The following is a 15406-nucleotide window of genomic DNA, read 5'->3' on the forward strand; positions in this document are numbered from 1 at the left end:
TGTGATGCGAACGGTCGCGTATTTTGACGGTTTGGGGCGTCCGCTTCAAACGGTTCAGGTCCAGGCGACGAGCAGTTCGAACGACATTGTTCAGCCATTTGTGTATGACGCTTTTGGCAGGGAAGCGTATAAGTTCCTGCCGTTTGCCTATTCGGGGACAGGCACGGGCGCCTACCGGAGCGACGCGCTGGTCAAGCAGGCGGCGTATTATGATCCCACGCCGGGCAACACGAACCCGCAGCAGACCAACGGCGTGGTGCGGACGGCGTACCCGTACGCAGTAACGGGCTTTGAGCCCTCGCCGCAGAACCGGGTGGTAGAGCAGGGAGCCCCGGGCGCGTCCTGGCAGCTGCCGGGCACGGGGGATGGAGGCAGCACGGGCCATACGCTGCGCATGGTTTACAGCACCAATGACCAGTCCGGTTTCAGCACAGCGGTATCGGCTACCAATATGGGGAGCCATAAGGTAGCGCTGTACACGGCCGCGGTGAATGCGGACGGGAGCCGGACGCTGGCCAGGACGGGGAATACGGCTACTTATAGTAGCGGGGAGCTGTACCTGACCATCACGCGGGACGAGAACTGGCAGCCGGCGGACGGGTGCCTGGGCACCACGGAAGAATATAAGGATAAAGTGGGGCATGTAGTGCTCAAGCGGACGTATAACAAGATCAAAAGCGGGGGCAGCTATGTGCTGGAGATGCTCTCGACGTATTATGTGTATGATGATATGGGGCAGCTGGCCTTTGTATTGCCACCGGCCTCGAAGGGGGATAATACCACCGTTATCAGCGTAAGCAACCTGGCGGCCTATGTTTACCAGTACCGCTACGATGAACGTGGGCGGCTGATGCAAAAGAAGCTGCCGGCCAAAGGCTGGGAGTATATGGTGTACAATAAGCTCGACCAGGTGGTGGCCACCCAGGATTCGGTGCAGCGGATGAAAGCGCCGCAGGAGTGGACGGTGAGCAAATACGATGCGATGGGCAGGGTGATCCTGACGGGTATCTATCAGCACCCGGGCAGCGTTGCGGGGGCGGACAACCGCGCTGGCGTACAAGCCCTGGTCAATGCGGTTACGACCTTATGGGAAAGCCGGGTAAGCACGGGTGATGGATATACCAGTGCAGCCTGGCCGGCAACGCTGTCCGCTACGCTGCAGGTCAATTATTATGACGATTACGATATTCCCGGGAGACTTTATTCATCCACCGGGTACAGCACCCGCACGACCGGGCTGCTGACGGCCAGCAAGGTCAACGTACTGGGGACCACGGATATGCTGTGGACGGTGAACTATTATGATGAGGAAGGGCGGCCGGCACGCAGCTTCAGCCAGCATTACCAGGGGGGCGGCACGGCATTGAATAAGTACAACTATGATATGGTGACCACCACCTATAACTTTAACGACCAGCCCATGTCGGTTGCCCGCGCGCATTACCGCCGTAACACGGCGGGTACGGCGGGGGTGCTGTCCCTGACCTCGACCGACACCTATTCTTATGACCATATGGGCAGGAAGATCCGGAGCTACAACCAGCTCAAACACGAGGCGCTGACGGCGCAGGCGAAGGTGGCTTTGAACCGGTTCTATTATAACGGGATCGGGCAGGTGATCCAAAAAGGGCTGCACTCGCTTACCCCTTACACAGCCTACCTGCAAAGCGTGTACTACCGCTATAACGAGCGGGGGTGGCTGACCAGCATCAACAACAGTACGCTGAGCGATGACGGCGGGTACACCAACAGCGCCGGCAATGCCGCTTTCGGGATGGAGATCGCCTACCAGGGCACCAGCACAGGCAGGCCGCAGTACAACGGCAACATCTCGACGGTCAAATGGAAGCAGGGACGCACGGACCTGTCGCTTCCGCTGCCCGGACAGCAAAGCTACGATTACGATTACGACCGGCTGAACCGGCTGACGGCGGCGGTATCGACCAGCAGCGCTGCCAAGGACGGCTTTTATAACGAAGCGCTCACCTATGACCAGATGGGCAACATCACGGCCCTTGGGCGTAACGAAAAGGTCAGCGGGGTCAAGACGCAGATCGATACACTGAGCTATTCCTACAATGGGAACCGGCTGACGCGCGTGGACGATGCCTCGGCCTATAATGGGCTGGCGGGGTTCACGGACGGCGTGCAGGTGGCGAACGAGTACACCTATGACGGAAATGCCAACATGCGCAAGGACCTGAATAAGGGGATCACCAGCATTAACTACAATATGCTGAACCTGCCGGAAAGCATCACGGTCAACGGCAATACGGTAACGTATACCTATGACGCGTCAGGCAGAAAGCTCAAGAAGGTGTTTACGGCGGGCAGCAATATCACCACGACGGAATACATCGGCGGGATCCAGTACACGAACGGGGCGATAGACTTCATCCAGAACGAAGAGGGGCGGGCCAGGTTATCGGGGACGGTGTACAAATATGAGTACGACCTCAAGGACCATCTGGGCAACACGCGCACAACGGTGACCTGGGATGCGGCGGACGCTACGCAACTTACGCCCAAGATCCTGCAGCAGAACGACTACTACGCCTTCGGCTTATCGATAAAATCACTGGAGCCGAATGTACCGAGCCCAAAAAATCAGTACCTTTACAATGGTAAGGAGTTGCAGGACGAAACCGGCCTGTACGATTACGGCGCAAGGCTGTATGATCCGGCAGTAGGGAGATGGACAACGATTGATCCCAAATCTGAAAAATATCCGTCTTTATCTCCGTATAATTACGTTAATAATAACCCGATTAGAAGTATTGATCCAAATGGGGCTGAAATTGTGGATGCAAACGGCAAGCCTATTACTTATACTGTAAACAAAGATGGTTCACTCGCCTGGTCGCCAAATGCCACATCTGGCGCAATGACTATCGGAAATGCGTTAGCAAAAAGTGGCGCAATCGGCGACTTGGATGCTTTCAGGGATTCTAAAGTTAAAGTATCTTTGGTCTATTCAACCGCGAATGGTGGTGATGAATTGGGACATACAGATAACTATTTTATATCAGGCACAGATCAGGTTGCAAAAGCAACTGTTACTGTTTTTGGTGGTAGCGTGGATGAAATGCAGCAAAATGTTGAGGCCGGAAAAACCTATGCAGGCGACAAAGGTCATTTGCAAACGGTTGCTTTGCAATTGGGGGATAAAGATGCCGTTATTGCTGGTGCCGCCGGACATGAACGAATACATGGAACTGATCCACAAAATCAAAAAGATATTAGTTCAAATAATAAAAAGGGAACAAATAAAGACGTTGAAGCTGCCCCCAATGCCAACGAAAAAAAGATATTGGAAAGGGCGGTTATGAAAGATGTAGTAAAAAAAATTCCTTGTTTATAAACATATGATGAAGACATTTATTATACTACTGCTACCAGCTTTGCTTTTATGCAGTAAACAAACTTTATCTCAACAGATAAAGGAAAAAAGACATGTTAAAATGATAACGTTTCTAATTGCCCAAAAACAATTGCCAACCGTAGATGATACGAGCCACCTTGCAACATTAGAAGGCTATATGTTTGATCGTGTTATCGCGACATTTGGCAACAAGTTGAATAAAGCAACTTTATATATTTTTGGTTCTAATTCGGCTCATGGAAAGCATTATATTGCTTTAGAAGATGGCAAGGGGATCGCTTTATTACCGACTAAAGATATGCCCGATGAAATTCAATCCGTTTTAGACTTCTTTAAACGTAATCATGCCACAAACAGAGCCATGTTAAAAGTCCTGTCAACTATTGCAGAGTCTTATCAACATAATATGATTTCCTATAAACCTAAACTGGAGGATTGATTGAACTTGCTTTTATCACTAAATATCCCCGTTGGTGGGCGCGTTCCATAATTAATAAAATAAGGATTGCTAAATCATTATACAATTTAAGCAAAGCCCGGCATGACCGGACTTTGTTATTTACGCTAGATTAAAGGCATTTGCAAGCGATTCTTTCAAACGCTTTTTTGATAGGCGAATTGGATAAACGTGTATGTTTCGAACTTCAAACTAATTCCACTAATAGTCCGGTAAAAATCTATGCGTTAAAGTTTAATATCGAAAAAGTTGCGCCTGCTGCCACGCGTTTTTATAACCAACGGTACGGTATAGGTTACAACCGCATCATACCAATCGCTGTTTTTAAATTTGCATCAGCGATAGTGGAGTATACACCATTATTGTTAAGGCGGGTGCAAGAAGCTTCAGATCAGCTTTAAGTATGTTAACGTATACTCGTCAATGCTCTGATATTCGGCATCTTTACCGGGTAAATCAATCTTCCCCGGGTATAGAGCGTATTGAAAACATGGAACGGCAAATCTGATGATCGAATTTGTATTTTATGAAGACCATAGGAGGAATAAGGGTTTGAATAAGGATTTTTTCAGGAGCTTCTTACGCTTAGCCAAGTGCAATAACGGGAAATAGCCAGTACACAGCGGCTGTTCAAATATCCATAGCTGGGTTTCCTTCAGCTTTAAGGCCGCGGCGATTTTCCGCAGGGTCGTTAACCGGATGTCCACCAGTCCCTGCTCGATCCGCAATAACTGGTGATGTTCCCTATCGGCAAGCAAGGCCAGTTTGCGGACGCTAAACGCCTGGTCCGTGCGGGTGGACCTTATTTTTCACTTAGGCTTTTTTGAACGCATCCTCACTAATTCCCATTAGTGAAATATCACCTTGATGGCGCCCTGTTCGAACTCCCTATCACGTTCACCAGATCGGATATTTTTGATTTTTTTCCTCGAGCTTCATCGTACCCGGTGTGGCATAAGTTTTTGGGGTGTACCACAAGAAAACATACGAACTGAGCATAAAAAGGATCATTGAACCTGCTATCCAGTACCAGCGGCTTATCAGCATCCTGCCAATTTTAAAATAGTCAATTTCCTGGCTCGGTAATTTTAACCATATGCTTTATTTCTTCCATTATTGCCCCACAGGACTAGTTATTGTTCGTTACAGTGTTCATTTGAACAAGCCAAATAGTTATTTTTGGCTCATATCGTTGCACTAGGCCCCAAAATATATATTTTATTTTAGACTTAAATGGCAGTTTTTGATTGAATATCCTATTAAGCGGGCGGGGGGCAAGCGCCGGGTTCATCGGCTTTTTCGGCGGGTTCTTTAATGATAAATTGATAACACAGCAACATCACCGCGTGAGTCGATAGCAAGCTTAAGAAGCGGGGTGGGCGCTTGTTAACGGTTCCTTATAAGGAAGTCGAAAACGTTCGTTGTGGAATAGATAGTCCCCCCACTGCCAGACATACCACGGTTTGATGGAAAAAGTGCGGTATAATCGCCTGTCTTGGGCAGCTTTTGACGGGTGTTGATCTAAAAACCTTTTATACCTAATTTTAATTATTTCATAGTCAAAGCCTTTTCCTCCGGCTTCATCAATAACAAAACTATTGTCAAAATTACGATACCTATAATTTTCTTTTAGAATGTAAGCAATAGGTGTGTAGTTTAAGATAAAGAGTATTACAAATGTACCTGCGATTATTTTAATGGTTTTCATATTTGATCATTTACAAGGTCCATGTGTGGGCTGTACCAGGCCCCCATTAGAATCGACGTTTTTATCGGGTATTAGGCTTCTCAAACTAGTTCCCAACGCTGCTGGCGTCATGCCGGTCTGCCCTAAGCCCATATTACCCGTAGGGTCGGGCAATTTAATCCCTCCAGCCAAACAAGCGTTGTAAGCAAAGTTGGTGCAGTTATTTGTGAGTATATCATAAATTTCTGGTGGATCGGAAATATAATTCACTATTTTGTTGAACTCTGAAGCGATAATGTTATAACTGATGCTGATAGAGTATTTTAAATCACTATTGTCCAATATCCGTGATGGTGCATGCGCTTTGGCTTTGCCGGTTGCGTCCGGGTAAAAGCCAACAACCTGCGTGATGGTTTGCCCTTTGTAGGTCTTGGTAAGGCCAATAGCCGTATGGCCGACGGAGTTCGGTCCGATATTAAAGGGCAGACCCGGCGCGGGCTCTTGTACGAATACCGTGATCGTCATTTTCGACCCCGCATCCGGTAGCGTGCCAAAACAGTCCATATAGGCTTTCGGATCGATCTTGTCACCGTCTTCCCCCGGCAGGTTTGACATCGGGGGCGGGGCAGGCGCGCTGCTTCCGCCACCACCGGCATAACCGGGGACGCCGCCACCGGAATCCGGCACACCGGGCGGTGTATCCGGCCCGACATCGACCGGGGTATACGTACAGATCCGTTCAGAGTATATCACGACCTCACCAGATGAATTGATGTAATTCTGGTCTACCCACTGGCAGTCTTCTATATATTGTACAAGCTCGGTTTTTAGATTTCGCGTATCGCCCGGCCTTGGTTTTATCGTCCCGATGCGTTTACCCTTTCCAAAGACCAGCCCCCCAAGGAATCCGCCATCCGTTGTATAATAGAATATACGACCGGTAAAGGTACTGCGCTCAATCTTTTGCTCGCGCTGGTAATGCAGCCCGTCGGGGATGATCTCGACCAGGTTAGCGGTGATACTTCCGCCAGCGTTACGCCGAAAAACAAGTTTGGTGAAACCCTGGCCGATCTGCTGAAAAACTGGCTGGCCTTTTACCGGGATGCTTAGGAAAGCGGCCGAATCCGTTGCTTCACTTTGTGCCCCGGACCAGTCGATCAGCATGGCCTTATCTGCACGGTTATTTGCATTGCTTTCCCACCAGCTTTTCACCTCTGCAACGGTGAGGTCAACGGGCGGGGGGTGTGACCCGCTCGTCTTTTCTTCGAACCGATCCTTTTGACAGGAAGCCAGCGCTGCCAAAACAAGGAATAACAAGGCTACTTTCTTTTTCATTTTTTTGATTTATGTCAAAACCGTCTTATTTCCACGGACGCGGCTGAGGGTTTCCGGTGTAATGCCGAGATAGGAGGCCACCTGCCCCAGCGTAGCTTTCTGCGTAATGCCCGGGTGCAACTGCAACAGCTTTTCATACCGCTCCCGGGCGGAGGAGGTGCGGAGCAGTATCGTCCTCTCTTCAGAAAGCATGTAATACTTTTCGGTTACGAGGCGGCCTGTGAAATTGTATTCCGGGAACTCCGCGTAGATACTTTGCAACTGGTTCCAGGTCATGGACAGTAATTCGCTGTTTTCCAATAATTCGATATTTTCCTCCGCCGGTTTTTGTGTGTAAAAGCTATAAACCGAGATCATCAGATCGCCCCGGCCCATAAACCAGGAGGTGCATTCGCGCCCATGCCGGGTCAAATGAAATGCCCTGGCGAAGCCTTCATTGATAAAATATATTTTTCTAGAAACCTCCCCCGCGCGGAGCAGCAACGTACGCTTTGGCAGGCGTTCTTCTTTAAGCAATTCGCGGAAGCGCTGGTCCAATGCGGATGACAAGGGCGAGATAAAATTGAGTGTTTGTATAAGCAGTTCTGCATTCATAAAGCGCTTAGCTTAAGAATTTGACAATCATCAAAACGATGTTCCGGTCAATTAATTTTCTTTGTGATTAAACCAATGCTTAATAGTTAACATTTATTTTTAAATTTTATTATCTCAGCCATGATACATAATCAAACATCACAGCGGCTTTTGACGGCCTTGGACAAAATGCTGGGCCTGCTCAATAAAGAAGATATGCCCGAGCTGGAACGCGTACAGCGATCCATCATTTACTGTAAAAAGGCCCTGAAAATAATCCGGACCTGTGTTTATCAAAATGTCTTCGATACCCCGGAAGCGGAAATTTACTTTTTCAAATACACCAAGCCCTTATTTTACAGCAAGTTCATTTACTACGTTAATATTTACAGATATCTTATCCAGCGACCTCCCGGCGGCGAGGAAGCTCTGCAGGCCTATGTCAGCTTTCACCTGGCTGAGCTTCAACGTTTTTTTGACAGCAATAAGGCCTTTTACCAGTATTACCGCTCCGGGAGCGAGCAAATGGACCATAGCTATTTTACCCGGGATGGCTATAAGTTGGCGATGGAACCCGAGGAATTCGAAGAGGACGAACACTACTCCACTTCGCACGATTACAAGATATCCAAGATCATGGCCAATGAGAAACTCCAGGCTTATTTCAAATACGAACTCGCCAGGACCGGCCGCGATGACCTCAGCACTTTAGGGAAACCTTTCCCGTTTAGACACCCTCAATGGACGGCCAGCCAGACCGACGCCGTCGAACTCCTGTATGCCCTCAAAACTGGCTGCGCCGTCAATAATGGCAACATCGACATCGCCGAACTTGTGGCCATCTGGGAATTTATCTTCCAGATCGAGCTCAAAGAGAGCTATCATAAACTCCTTGACATCAGCAAACGCAAGAAAGAAATGTTCGTGTTCCTGGTCAGGTTAAGGGACAGCTTGTGGAATTTTATCCGGGAGAAATTTGAGTGATAAGCGCTTTGCTCCGGAATCGAAGCGTTGAATTTCAGTTCATCTTTATCGCTTTCAGTCCTTTGCTTGAGCAATAATTCACCACCTGCCGCCACATGGTGAAACAAGTTATTTCGCTCTGTTCACCTTTGCTTTCAACAAATCACAAGCATTATGATACAAATTATTTCCTGGCAGCAATATGTGACTGCCGTTTTCCTTTTCGCTATTGCCTGGTACAGCTATGTCGGCCTGCGTTATTACCGCCCGGAGATAGCCGCCCTGCTCAGAATCAAACCTTCGGTTCAGCGCACCATGCCAGCCGTGGCCGGCAAACTGACCGCCGTGATGGGGCAAGCCAAACCCGAAGCCGACACCGGATTGTATCCGCCCGAAGAACTGCTTTTTTCCGGTAGTGAGCCGGATGATATCAGCGACCAGACCCTGCCCAAAGGGCCTTCGGATGACCTGTTGGCCGAAGCCCAGGTGCTGGCAGGCGCCTGCTCTGACAAGACCGAGTTCCTTTCCTTGTTTAAGCTCCTGCTGTCCAAATACGAGGCATTCGCTGATGAGATCAGCTTGTCTGCGGTCATCAGATCGCTTCAACTCCCATTTGAAATCCAGGCCGAAGAATGGCCGCAAACTTTTGTAGCATGAAAAAGATCAAAGTATTCATCGCGTTACTGTTCATCGCAACAGTCTCAATGGCCCAGGACGGCAATGCAGGCATCAATGAAGCCACTAACCAGGTCAAAAGTTATTTCGCCACCGGCACCAACCTCATGTATGCCATCGGCGCTATTGTCGGTCTGGTCGGCGCGATCAAGGTCTATAAAAAGTGGAATGACGGCGAACATGATACCGGTAAAGTCGCCTCCAGCTGGTTCGGCTCCTGCATTTTCCTGGTCGTCGTAGCTACCGTACTCAAATCATTCTTCGGCGTATGAGTTACCAAATCAATAAAGGCATCAACCGGCCCATTGAGTTCAAGGGGCTGAAAGCGCAATACATTGGCTATTTGGGTGGCGGCTTAGTCGGCCTGCTTGTCTTGTTCGCCGCACTTTATTTGATTGGCATGGCTGTGTATTTATGTATCCTGATCATCCTGGGCTTAGGCAGCGGACTGTTCTACAAAGTATTCTCGTTAAGCCACAAGTATGGTGAACATGGTTGGATGAAACGTCGAGCCAAGCGGTATCTGCCGGATTATTTAAAATTCAAATCAAGGAGGTTATTTCATGAAAAGCGCTGAACAAGTTTTCCCGATCTATAAAATCGAGCATGATACGCTCGTATCAATGCAGGGTGAATTGACTATTGCGTTCGAGCTCACGCTGCCCGAGGTATTTACATTATCGAACGATGAATACCTGGCCTTTCACCAGACCTGGGTTAAAGCCATTAAACTATTACCCCGGAACTGTATATTTCATAAGCAGGACTGGTTTGTCGAAGATAAGTGCCAGGCTTCTTTCGGCGATAAAACCTTCTTAAGCCATGCCAGTGAACGTTTCTTCCATGAACGGCCGTTCCTGGCACATCGTTGCCTCGTTATGCTCACCAAACGGCCCGACAATTTTAAAGCGTTGACCAGTGCGGGCAGCAGCCTGCTGCGCAAGCACATCACCCCTTCACAAACAACTTCCACAGAATTGTTCTGCGATTTCACGGACAGCGCCGGCCAATTCAAACGCATCCTGGAAGACAGCGGGCTGGTCCGTGCCCTCCGCTTGACCAATGAAGACCTTGCCGGCACGCAGGTAACACCGGGTATCCTTGAACAATACTGTTTTTTGGTTAGTGCTCATGATGAGCCAGTATTAAAGGACATTCATTTTAACGATGGCATCAGGATCGGTGACAACCATTGCCAGTTATATACGTTAGCCGAAGCGGAGCACTTGCCTGCATTGGTTGGACCGCGCATCACCTACGATCAGTACAGTACCGATAAAACCAAATTCAGCACCGGCTTTGCCACTCCTATCGGTGCCTTACTGAACTGTAATCACATTTATAACCAGTATATATTCATTGAAGACAGTGCCAAGACCCTTAAGAAACTGGAAGCCAAAAAGCTGCGCTTGCAATCCCTGTCGGCATACTCCCGCGAAAACGCGATAGGCCGGGATGCCACCCACGAGTTCCTGCACGAAGCGATCAGCCAGCAAAGGCTTCCGGTTAAGGCACATTTCAACATTTTGGCCTGGGGCGAACCCAAGGAGATCAAAAACAAGGTCAGCTCGGCACTCGCCCAACTGGATGCGACACCTAAACAGGAAACCGATGGCGCGCCGCAGATATGGTGGGCGGGCCTGCCCGGCAACAGCGGCGACTTCCCGATGAATGACACGTTCGACACCTTTGCCGAGCAAGCCTGCTGTTTCTTCAATTTAGAAACTACTTATAAAAGCTCACTATCGCCCTGCGGCATCCGCCTCGGTGACCGGCTATCAGGCAAGCCGCTGCATGTTGACCTGAGCGATGAGCCGATGAAAAACGGCATCACGACCAACCGAAACAAATTCATTCTAGGGCCGTCCGGCAGCGGTAAATCCTTTTTTACCAACCACCTGCTGCGCAGCTATTTCGAGCAGGACGCCCATATTGTTTTGGTCGATGTCGGTCACAGCTATGAGGGGCTTTGCGAATTTGTCGGCGGCTATTACTTCACTTACAGCGAAGAAAGTCCCATCAGCTTTAATCCTTTTTATGTGGGTAAAGAGGACGTACTCGATACCGAAAAGCGTGAAAGTATCAAGGCCATGATCCTGGCGCTTTGGAAAAAAGAGGATGAAGGTGTACAGCGCTCGGAATATATAGCCATTTCCGATGCGCTATATCACTATTATGAATCCGCACCTGCTTTCCCTTGCTTTAATTCCTTCTATGAATTTTTGAAAGGGACGTTCTACGAAACCATGAAACAAAGCAAGGTGAAAGACCAGCACTTTGACATCGACAACCTGCTGTTCGTTTTGCGGCCTTATTATAAAGGCGGTGAATACGATTACCTGCTAAATGCCACGAAGAACCTGGATCTGCTGCACCGTCGTTTTATTGTTTTTGAACTGGATAATATCAAGGATCACCCGATCCTGTTCCCGGTCGTTACGCTCATCATCATGGAAACCTTCGTTTCTAAGATGAGAAAATTATCGAAGGATATCAGAAAGATGATCCTGATCGAAGAAGCCTGGAAAGCCATTGCCCGTGAAGGTATGGCTGAATACATCAAGTACCTGTTCAAGACGGTCCGTAAGTATTTCGGGGAAGCATTGGTCGTTACCCAGGATATCGAAGATATCATCAGTTCACCGGTCGTGAAGCAAGCCATTATCAATAATAGCGATTGCAAGATCCTGCTCGACCAACGGAAGTATCAAAACGACTTCCCGAAAATTCAACAATTGCTTGGCATCACCGATAAGGAAACGGCGCTCATCATGAGTATGAACCGTGCTAATGATGAAAGATACCGCTACAAAGAAGTATTCATCAGCCTGAACGGCCAGTTATCGAGGGTTTACCGCACGGAAGTTAGCCGGGAAGAATACTGGACCTATACCACAGAATCTGCGGAGAAGGCTAAAGTGAAAGCTTACAAAAAGAAGTATGGCGATATCCGCAAAGCGATCGCTGTGATCGTTCAGGACGAAAAAGAAACCAAAAACAACCCCGCATGAAAAAGATCATTTTTATCGCGCTGCTCTTTGCAGCCTGCAAAGCGAGCACGAATCACGATGGCACTTACGTCAGCCATAACGAGGGCCAGTTTTCTATAGCTGATGATACGCTGATTATTGATGACACTGTAGTTATTAACCATACCGGCTACCAAAAGATCAGGAATGGTCAAACCTTAAGAAAAGCGTTCAAAAGCCGTAAATGGATACTAAATAGTCCTGACGCATCGCCAATGCAGATCAAGGGCGATCAAATCCAGATCGGCAACACTACTTATCATAAACTGCCATGAAAAAACTAATTGTCATTATCCTGCTGTTGTTTGCAACCCGCACCCAGGCGCAATACCAGATCGTCACCTCGCTGGTTAAAAAAGTGATCAAGGCTATCGACCTGAAGGTGCAGCGGATGCAGAACGAAACCATCTGGCTGCAAAACGCGCAGAAGAACATCGAGAACGAACAGTCCAAGTTCCGCCTGACCGAGATCTCCAACTGGTCGGAAAAGCAAAATGCACTCTATAGGGACTATTATGACGAGCTATGGAAAGTAAAATCCACCGTCGCTTATTACCAGCGCATCAAGGACCTGACCGTAAAACAAATAGCCATGGTGGGCGAATACCAAAGGGCCTGGAAGCTATTCCAATCCGATGAGCACTTTCAGCCCGATGAAATTATCCAAATGCAAAGGGTTTACGTGGGCATTCTGGATGCCAGCGCTAAAAATATCGATCAGATTATGCTCGTCATTAATCCGGGAAAAACCCAAATGACTGATCAGCAAAGACTGGAGGCCATCAACAAGGCCGGGGACCGGCTGGACGAGAATTACAGCGACCTAAAACAATACAATACCCAAAATATGATCCTGAGCCTGCACCGCAGCAAGGATCTGAATGAACTACAAACGATCAAAAATTATTATGGATTGCATTAAATTAACACTGGTCGCATTGCTGCTGGCTGGCAGCGTCCGGGCACAAACATTCGCGGAATGGTTCAGCCAAAAGAAAACGCAAAAGAAATACCTGCTCCAGCAGATCGCAGCTTTACAGGTTTACAGCGGCTACCTGAAAACCGGTTATAGCATTGCTAAGGGTGGCCTGGGTTCCATCACCTCCTATGTTGGTAATGAATTTAGTCTGCACGATGGCTATTACAAGCACTTAAACACAGTAAGTATAGCCGTTAAGAATAATCCGCGCGTTGATGACATTATTCGCTGGCAGCAGGATATTTTAAAGCAAACTATGGCTATAAAGAAGCAAACTGGCTTAACAGCGAATGAAAACAATTATGCCGGTAAAGTTTGTAGTGCCTTGTTAAGCGATTGCGATGCCCGTATCAATGACCTGCAGACTATTTTATCGGATAACAAGACCGAAATGAGCGATGAGGAACGCCTCCGGCAAATTGGCCGACTGCACATAGCGATGCAGGATAACTATCGCTTCGCCGCGAATTTTCGTTCACAACTTCAAATTTACGCGCGTAATAAGCAACAGGAACAACAAGACAATAACACTTTAAGGAACTTATATGCGAACCATTAAAATATTCATAGCTATGCTGTGCTTTAGCATCAGCGCCCAGGCCCAAAGTGATGAACTGCAGCAATTAATGCTCAACATTGAGAAGCTAACGCAGTTCAAAGCCATTCTGTCCGATATGAAACAAGGTTACCAGATCTATCAGCAAGGCTATGGAATGGTCTCTAATTTATCAAAAGGCAATTTCAACCTGCATAATATTTATCTAACCGGCTTGATGGCGGTTAGTCCGGCGGTGCGGAATAACCCCAGAGTGGGCCAGATCATGGCGCAGCAGAATGACTTGATCAACGAATACAAGCGTTACACCAGCCTGTTCCGGCAAAGCGGCTCCTTTAAAGGCGATGAATTAAATTATATCAACAATGTATTTAATCAACTCGTCAAGCAAGGCAACAATAACCTGGACGAACTGGCTAATGTAATGACCGCGAACCAACTGCGCATGTCGGATGATGACCGGCTGCGGACCATCGATCGCATCTATGTAAGCAGCACCGATCAACTACAGTTTTTACGATACTTCAACCGTAAAGCGGTGATGCTGAGTTTACAACGCAGTAAAGATCTCAGCGACACCCAAACGCTTAAACGGCTTTACGGCATCAACTAAAAAATTATGAAAAAGAAAGCTATAATGATCGCCTTGCTGGCGATCACCGGGACGGCTTTGCCGCAAATTGTACGGGCCGATGGCCTGGCAGACGATATTCAGGGTCTTCAGGGCGTATTAAACAATGTCTATAATGAGATGCTGCCGATGTGCAGCCAACTCATCGGTGTTGCCCGTGGCATTGCCGGGTTTGGCGCTTTGTGGTATATCGCCGCGCGTGTCTGGCGGCATCTCGCCAATACGGAAGCTGTGGATTTTTACCCGCTTCTGCGGCCATTCGCTTTGGGCATGGCTATTTTACTGTTTCCTACGGTCATTGCCGTGATCAATGGTATCATGAACCCGGTCGTGACCGCTACCGGCGGTATGGTCAAAAATTCTGATGCCGCGATCGAGAAGCTGTTGGCCCAAAAGCAAGCGGCTATCGAGAAAACGGATACCTGGCAAATGTATGTCGGCGATGACGGTGAAGGCGACCGGGATAAATGGTACAAATACACGCATCCCGACGACCCTAATGGTGATAAGGAGGGCGTTTTTTCCGGCCTCGGGAATGATGTCAAGTTCGCCATGGATAAGGCCGGTTATAAATTCCGCAACAGCGTCAAACAATGGATGTCGGAAATCCTGCAAGTAGCGTATGAAGCCGCAGCGCTTTGTATCAATACCATCCGTACATTTTACCTGATCGTACTGGCCATATTAGGACCCTTGGTATTCGGCTTGTCGGTCTTCGATGGCTTTCAGCATACGCTAACGACCTGGCTGGCCAAATACCTCAATGTGTTCCTCTGGCTGCCGGTAGCTAACATCTTCGGCAGTATTATCGGTAAAGTCCAGGAGAACATGCTCAAGCTGGATATCCAGCAAATTGGCAATGCAGGCGATACCTTTTTTTCCAGCACCGATACCGCTTACCTGATATTTCTTTTGATCGGTATCGTCGGTTACTTTACCGTGCCTGCCGTGGCCGGTTATATCATCAATCCCGGTGGCGGAAACGGCTTATTGAACAAAGTCACCAACCTGACCGCTATCAGCCTGAGTTCAGTCAGTAACCGCGCCGCCAGCGGTGCGACCAATATCATTAATGCGCCGGGCCATATCAGAGAAGGCTACCACGAAGAAAAATTAAACGGGAATCCTAAAAAATAAAG

The 15406-nt window shown here is 48.3% G+C and carries 15 protein-coding genes; 12 read left to right on the forward strand and 3 right to left on the reverse strand.

Going from position 1 to position 15406, the window contains the following annotated elements; genetic code table 11:
- The first annotated feature begins 4 nt into the window (after positions 1-4).
- Both GWR56_RS13850 and GWR56_RS13855 read left to right on the forward strand, forming a co-directional pair.
- Positions 5-3361 carry a DUF6443 domain-containing protein gene (locus tag GWR56_RS13850; protein WP_238395365.1) on the forward strand — a complete coding sequence of 1119 codons (3357 nt, stop codon included), beginning with the start codon at positions 5-7 and terminating at the stop codon, positions 3359-3361.
- Between the two features lie 4 nt (positions 3362-3365).
- On the forward strand, positions 3366-3821 hold the full coding sequence (locus GWR56_RS13855) for a hypothetical protein (RefSeq protein WP_162431825.1): 456 nt from the start codon (positions 3366-3368) through the stop codon (positions 3819-3821).
- Positions 3822-5202: 1381 nt separating this feature from the next.
- Here the strand turns inward: GWR56_RS13855 and GWR56_RS13860 are convergent.
- Genes GWR56_RS13860 through GWR56_RS13870 form a run of 3 tightly spaced genes read right to left on the reverse strand, consistent with a single transcriptional unit; the run spans position 5203 to position 7455 of the window.
- The gene (locus GWR56_RS13860) at positions 5203-5547 is read right to left on the reverse strand and encodes a hypothetical protein (protein WP_162431826.1); all 345 of its coding nucleotides are present in this window, start codon (positions 5545-5547) and stop codon (positions 5203-5205) included.
- A 6-nt stretch (positions 5548-5553) separates the two neighbouring features.
- A complete protein-coding gene (locus tag GWR56_RS13865; protein WP_162431827.1) occupies positions 5554-6861 on the reverse strand; it encodes a hypothetical protein in 1308 nt (435 codons plus the stop codon).
- Between the two features lie 9 nt (positions 6862-6870).
- Positions 6871-7455 (reverse strand): Crp/Fnr family transcriptional regulator, encoded by a 585-nt coding sequence (locus tag GWR56_RS13870; protein ID WP_162431828.1) that lies wholly within the window; start codon positions 7453-7455, stop codon positions 6871-6873.
- Between the two features lie 150 nt (positions 7456-7605).
- Here GWR56_RS13870 and GWR56_RS13875 point away from each other — a divergent pair, with 150 nt between their 5' ends.
- The 10 genes from GWR56_RS13875 to traJ all read left to right on the forward strand — a co-directional run bounded on the left by GWR56_RS13875 (position 7606) and on the right by traJ (position 15404).
- Positions 7606-8418 carry an RteC domain-containing protein gene (locus GWR56_RS13875; protein WP_162431829.1) on the forward strand — a complete coding sequence of 271 codons (813 nt, stop codon included), beginning with the start codon at positions 7606-7608 and terminating at the stop codon, positions 8416-8418.
- A 153-nt stretch (positions 8419-8571) separates the two neighbouring features.
- Positions 8572-9054 (forward strand): hypothetical protein, encoded by a 483-nt coding sequence (locus GWR56_RS13880; protein ID WP_162431830.1) that lies wholly within the window; start codon positions 8572-8574, stop codon positions 9052-9054.
- Positions 9030-9344 carry a DUF4134 domain-containing protein gene (locus GWR56_RS13885; RefSeq protein ID WP_162431831.1) on the forward strand — a complete coding sequence of 105 codons (315 nt, stop codon included), beginning with the start codon at positions 9030-9032 and terminating at the stop codon, positions 9342-9344. Before GWR56_RS13880 ends, GWR56_RS13885 begins: the two co-directional genes overlap by 25 nt.
- Complete coding sequence (locus GWR56_RS13890) at positions 9341-9649, forward strand: DUF4133 domain-containing protein (RefSeq protein WP_162431832.1); 309 nt, start codon at positions 9341-9343, stop codon at positions 9647-9649. The genes GWR56_RS13885 and GWR56_RS13890 overlap by 4 nt, the downstream gene beginning before the upstream one ends.
- Positions 9636-12083, forward strand: a complete 2448-nt coding sequence (locus GWR56_RS13895; protein WP_162431833.1) for a TraG family conjugative transposon ATPase — start codon at positions 9636-9638, stop codon at positions 12081-12083. The genes GWR56_RS13890 and GWR56_RS13895 overlap by 14 nt, the downstream gene beginning before the upstream one ends.
- The gene (locus GWR56_RS13900) at positions 12080-12376 is read left to right on the forward strand and encodes a hypothetical protein (protein WP_162431834.1); all 297 of its coding nucleotides are present in this window, start codon (positions 12080-12082) and stop codon (positions 12374-12376) included. Before GWR56_RS13895 ends, GWR56_RS13900 begins: the two co-directional genes overlap by 4 nt.
- On the forward strand, positions 12373-13023 hold the full coding sequence (locus GWR56_RS13905; RefSeq protein ID WP_162431835.1) for a conjugal transfer protein TraI: 651 nt from the start codon (positions 12373-12375) through the stop codon (positions 13021-13023). The genes GWR56_RS13900 and GWR56_RS13905 overlap by 4 nt, the downstream gene beginning before the upstream one ends.
- Positions 13010-13639, forward strand: a complete 630-nt coding sequence (locus GWR56_RS13910; RefSeq protein ID WP_162431836.1) for a hypothetical protein — start codon at positions 13010-13012, stop codon at positions 13637-13639. Before GWR56_RS13905 ends, GWR56_RS13910 begins: the two co-directional genes overlap by 14 nt.
- Positions 13626-14249, forward strand: coding sequence for a TerB family tellurite resistance protein (locus GWR56_RS13915; RefSeq protein ID WP_162431837.1), 624 nt, complete (start codon positions 13626-13628; stop codon positions 14247-14249). Before GWR56_RS13910 ends, GWR56_RS13915 begins: the two co-directional genes overlap by 14 nt.
- Positions 14250-14255: 6 nt before the next feature.
- Positions 14256-15404, forward strand: coding sequence for a conjugative transposon protein TraJ (gene traJ, locus GWR56_RS13920; RefSeq protein WP_162431838.1), 1149 nt, complete (start codon positions 14256-14258; stop codon positions 15402-15404).
- The last annotated feature ends 2 nt before the right edge of the window (positions 15405-15406 follow it).

The sequence above is a fragment of the Mucilaginibacter sp. 14171R-50 genome (assembly GCF_010093045.1).
GTDB lineage: Bacteria > Bacteroidota > Bacteroidia > Sphingobacteriales > Sphingobacteriaceae > Mucilaginibacter.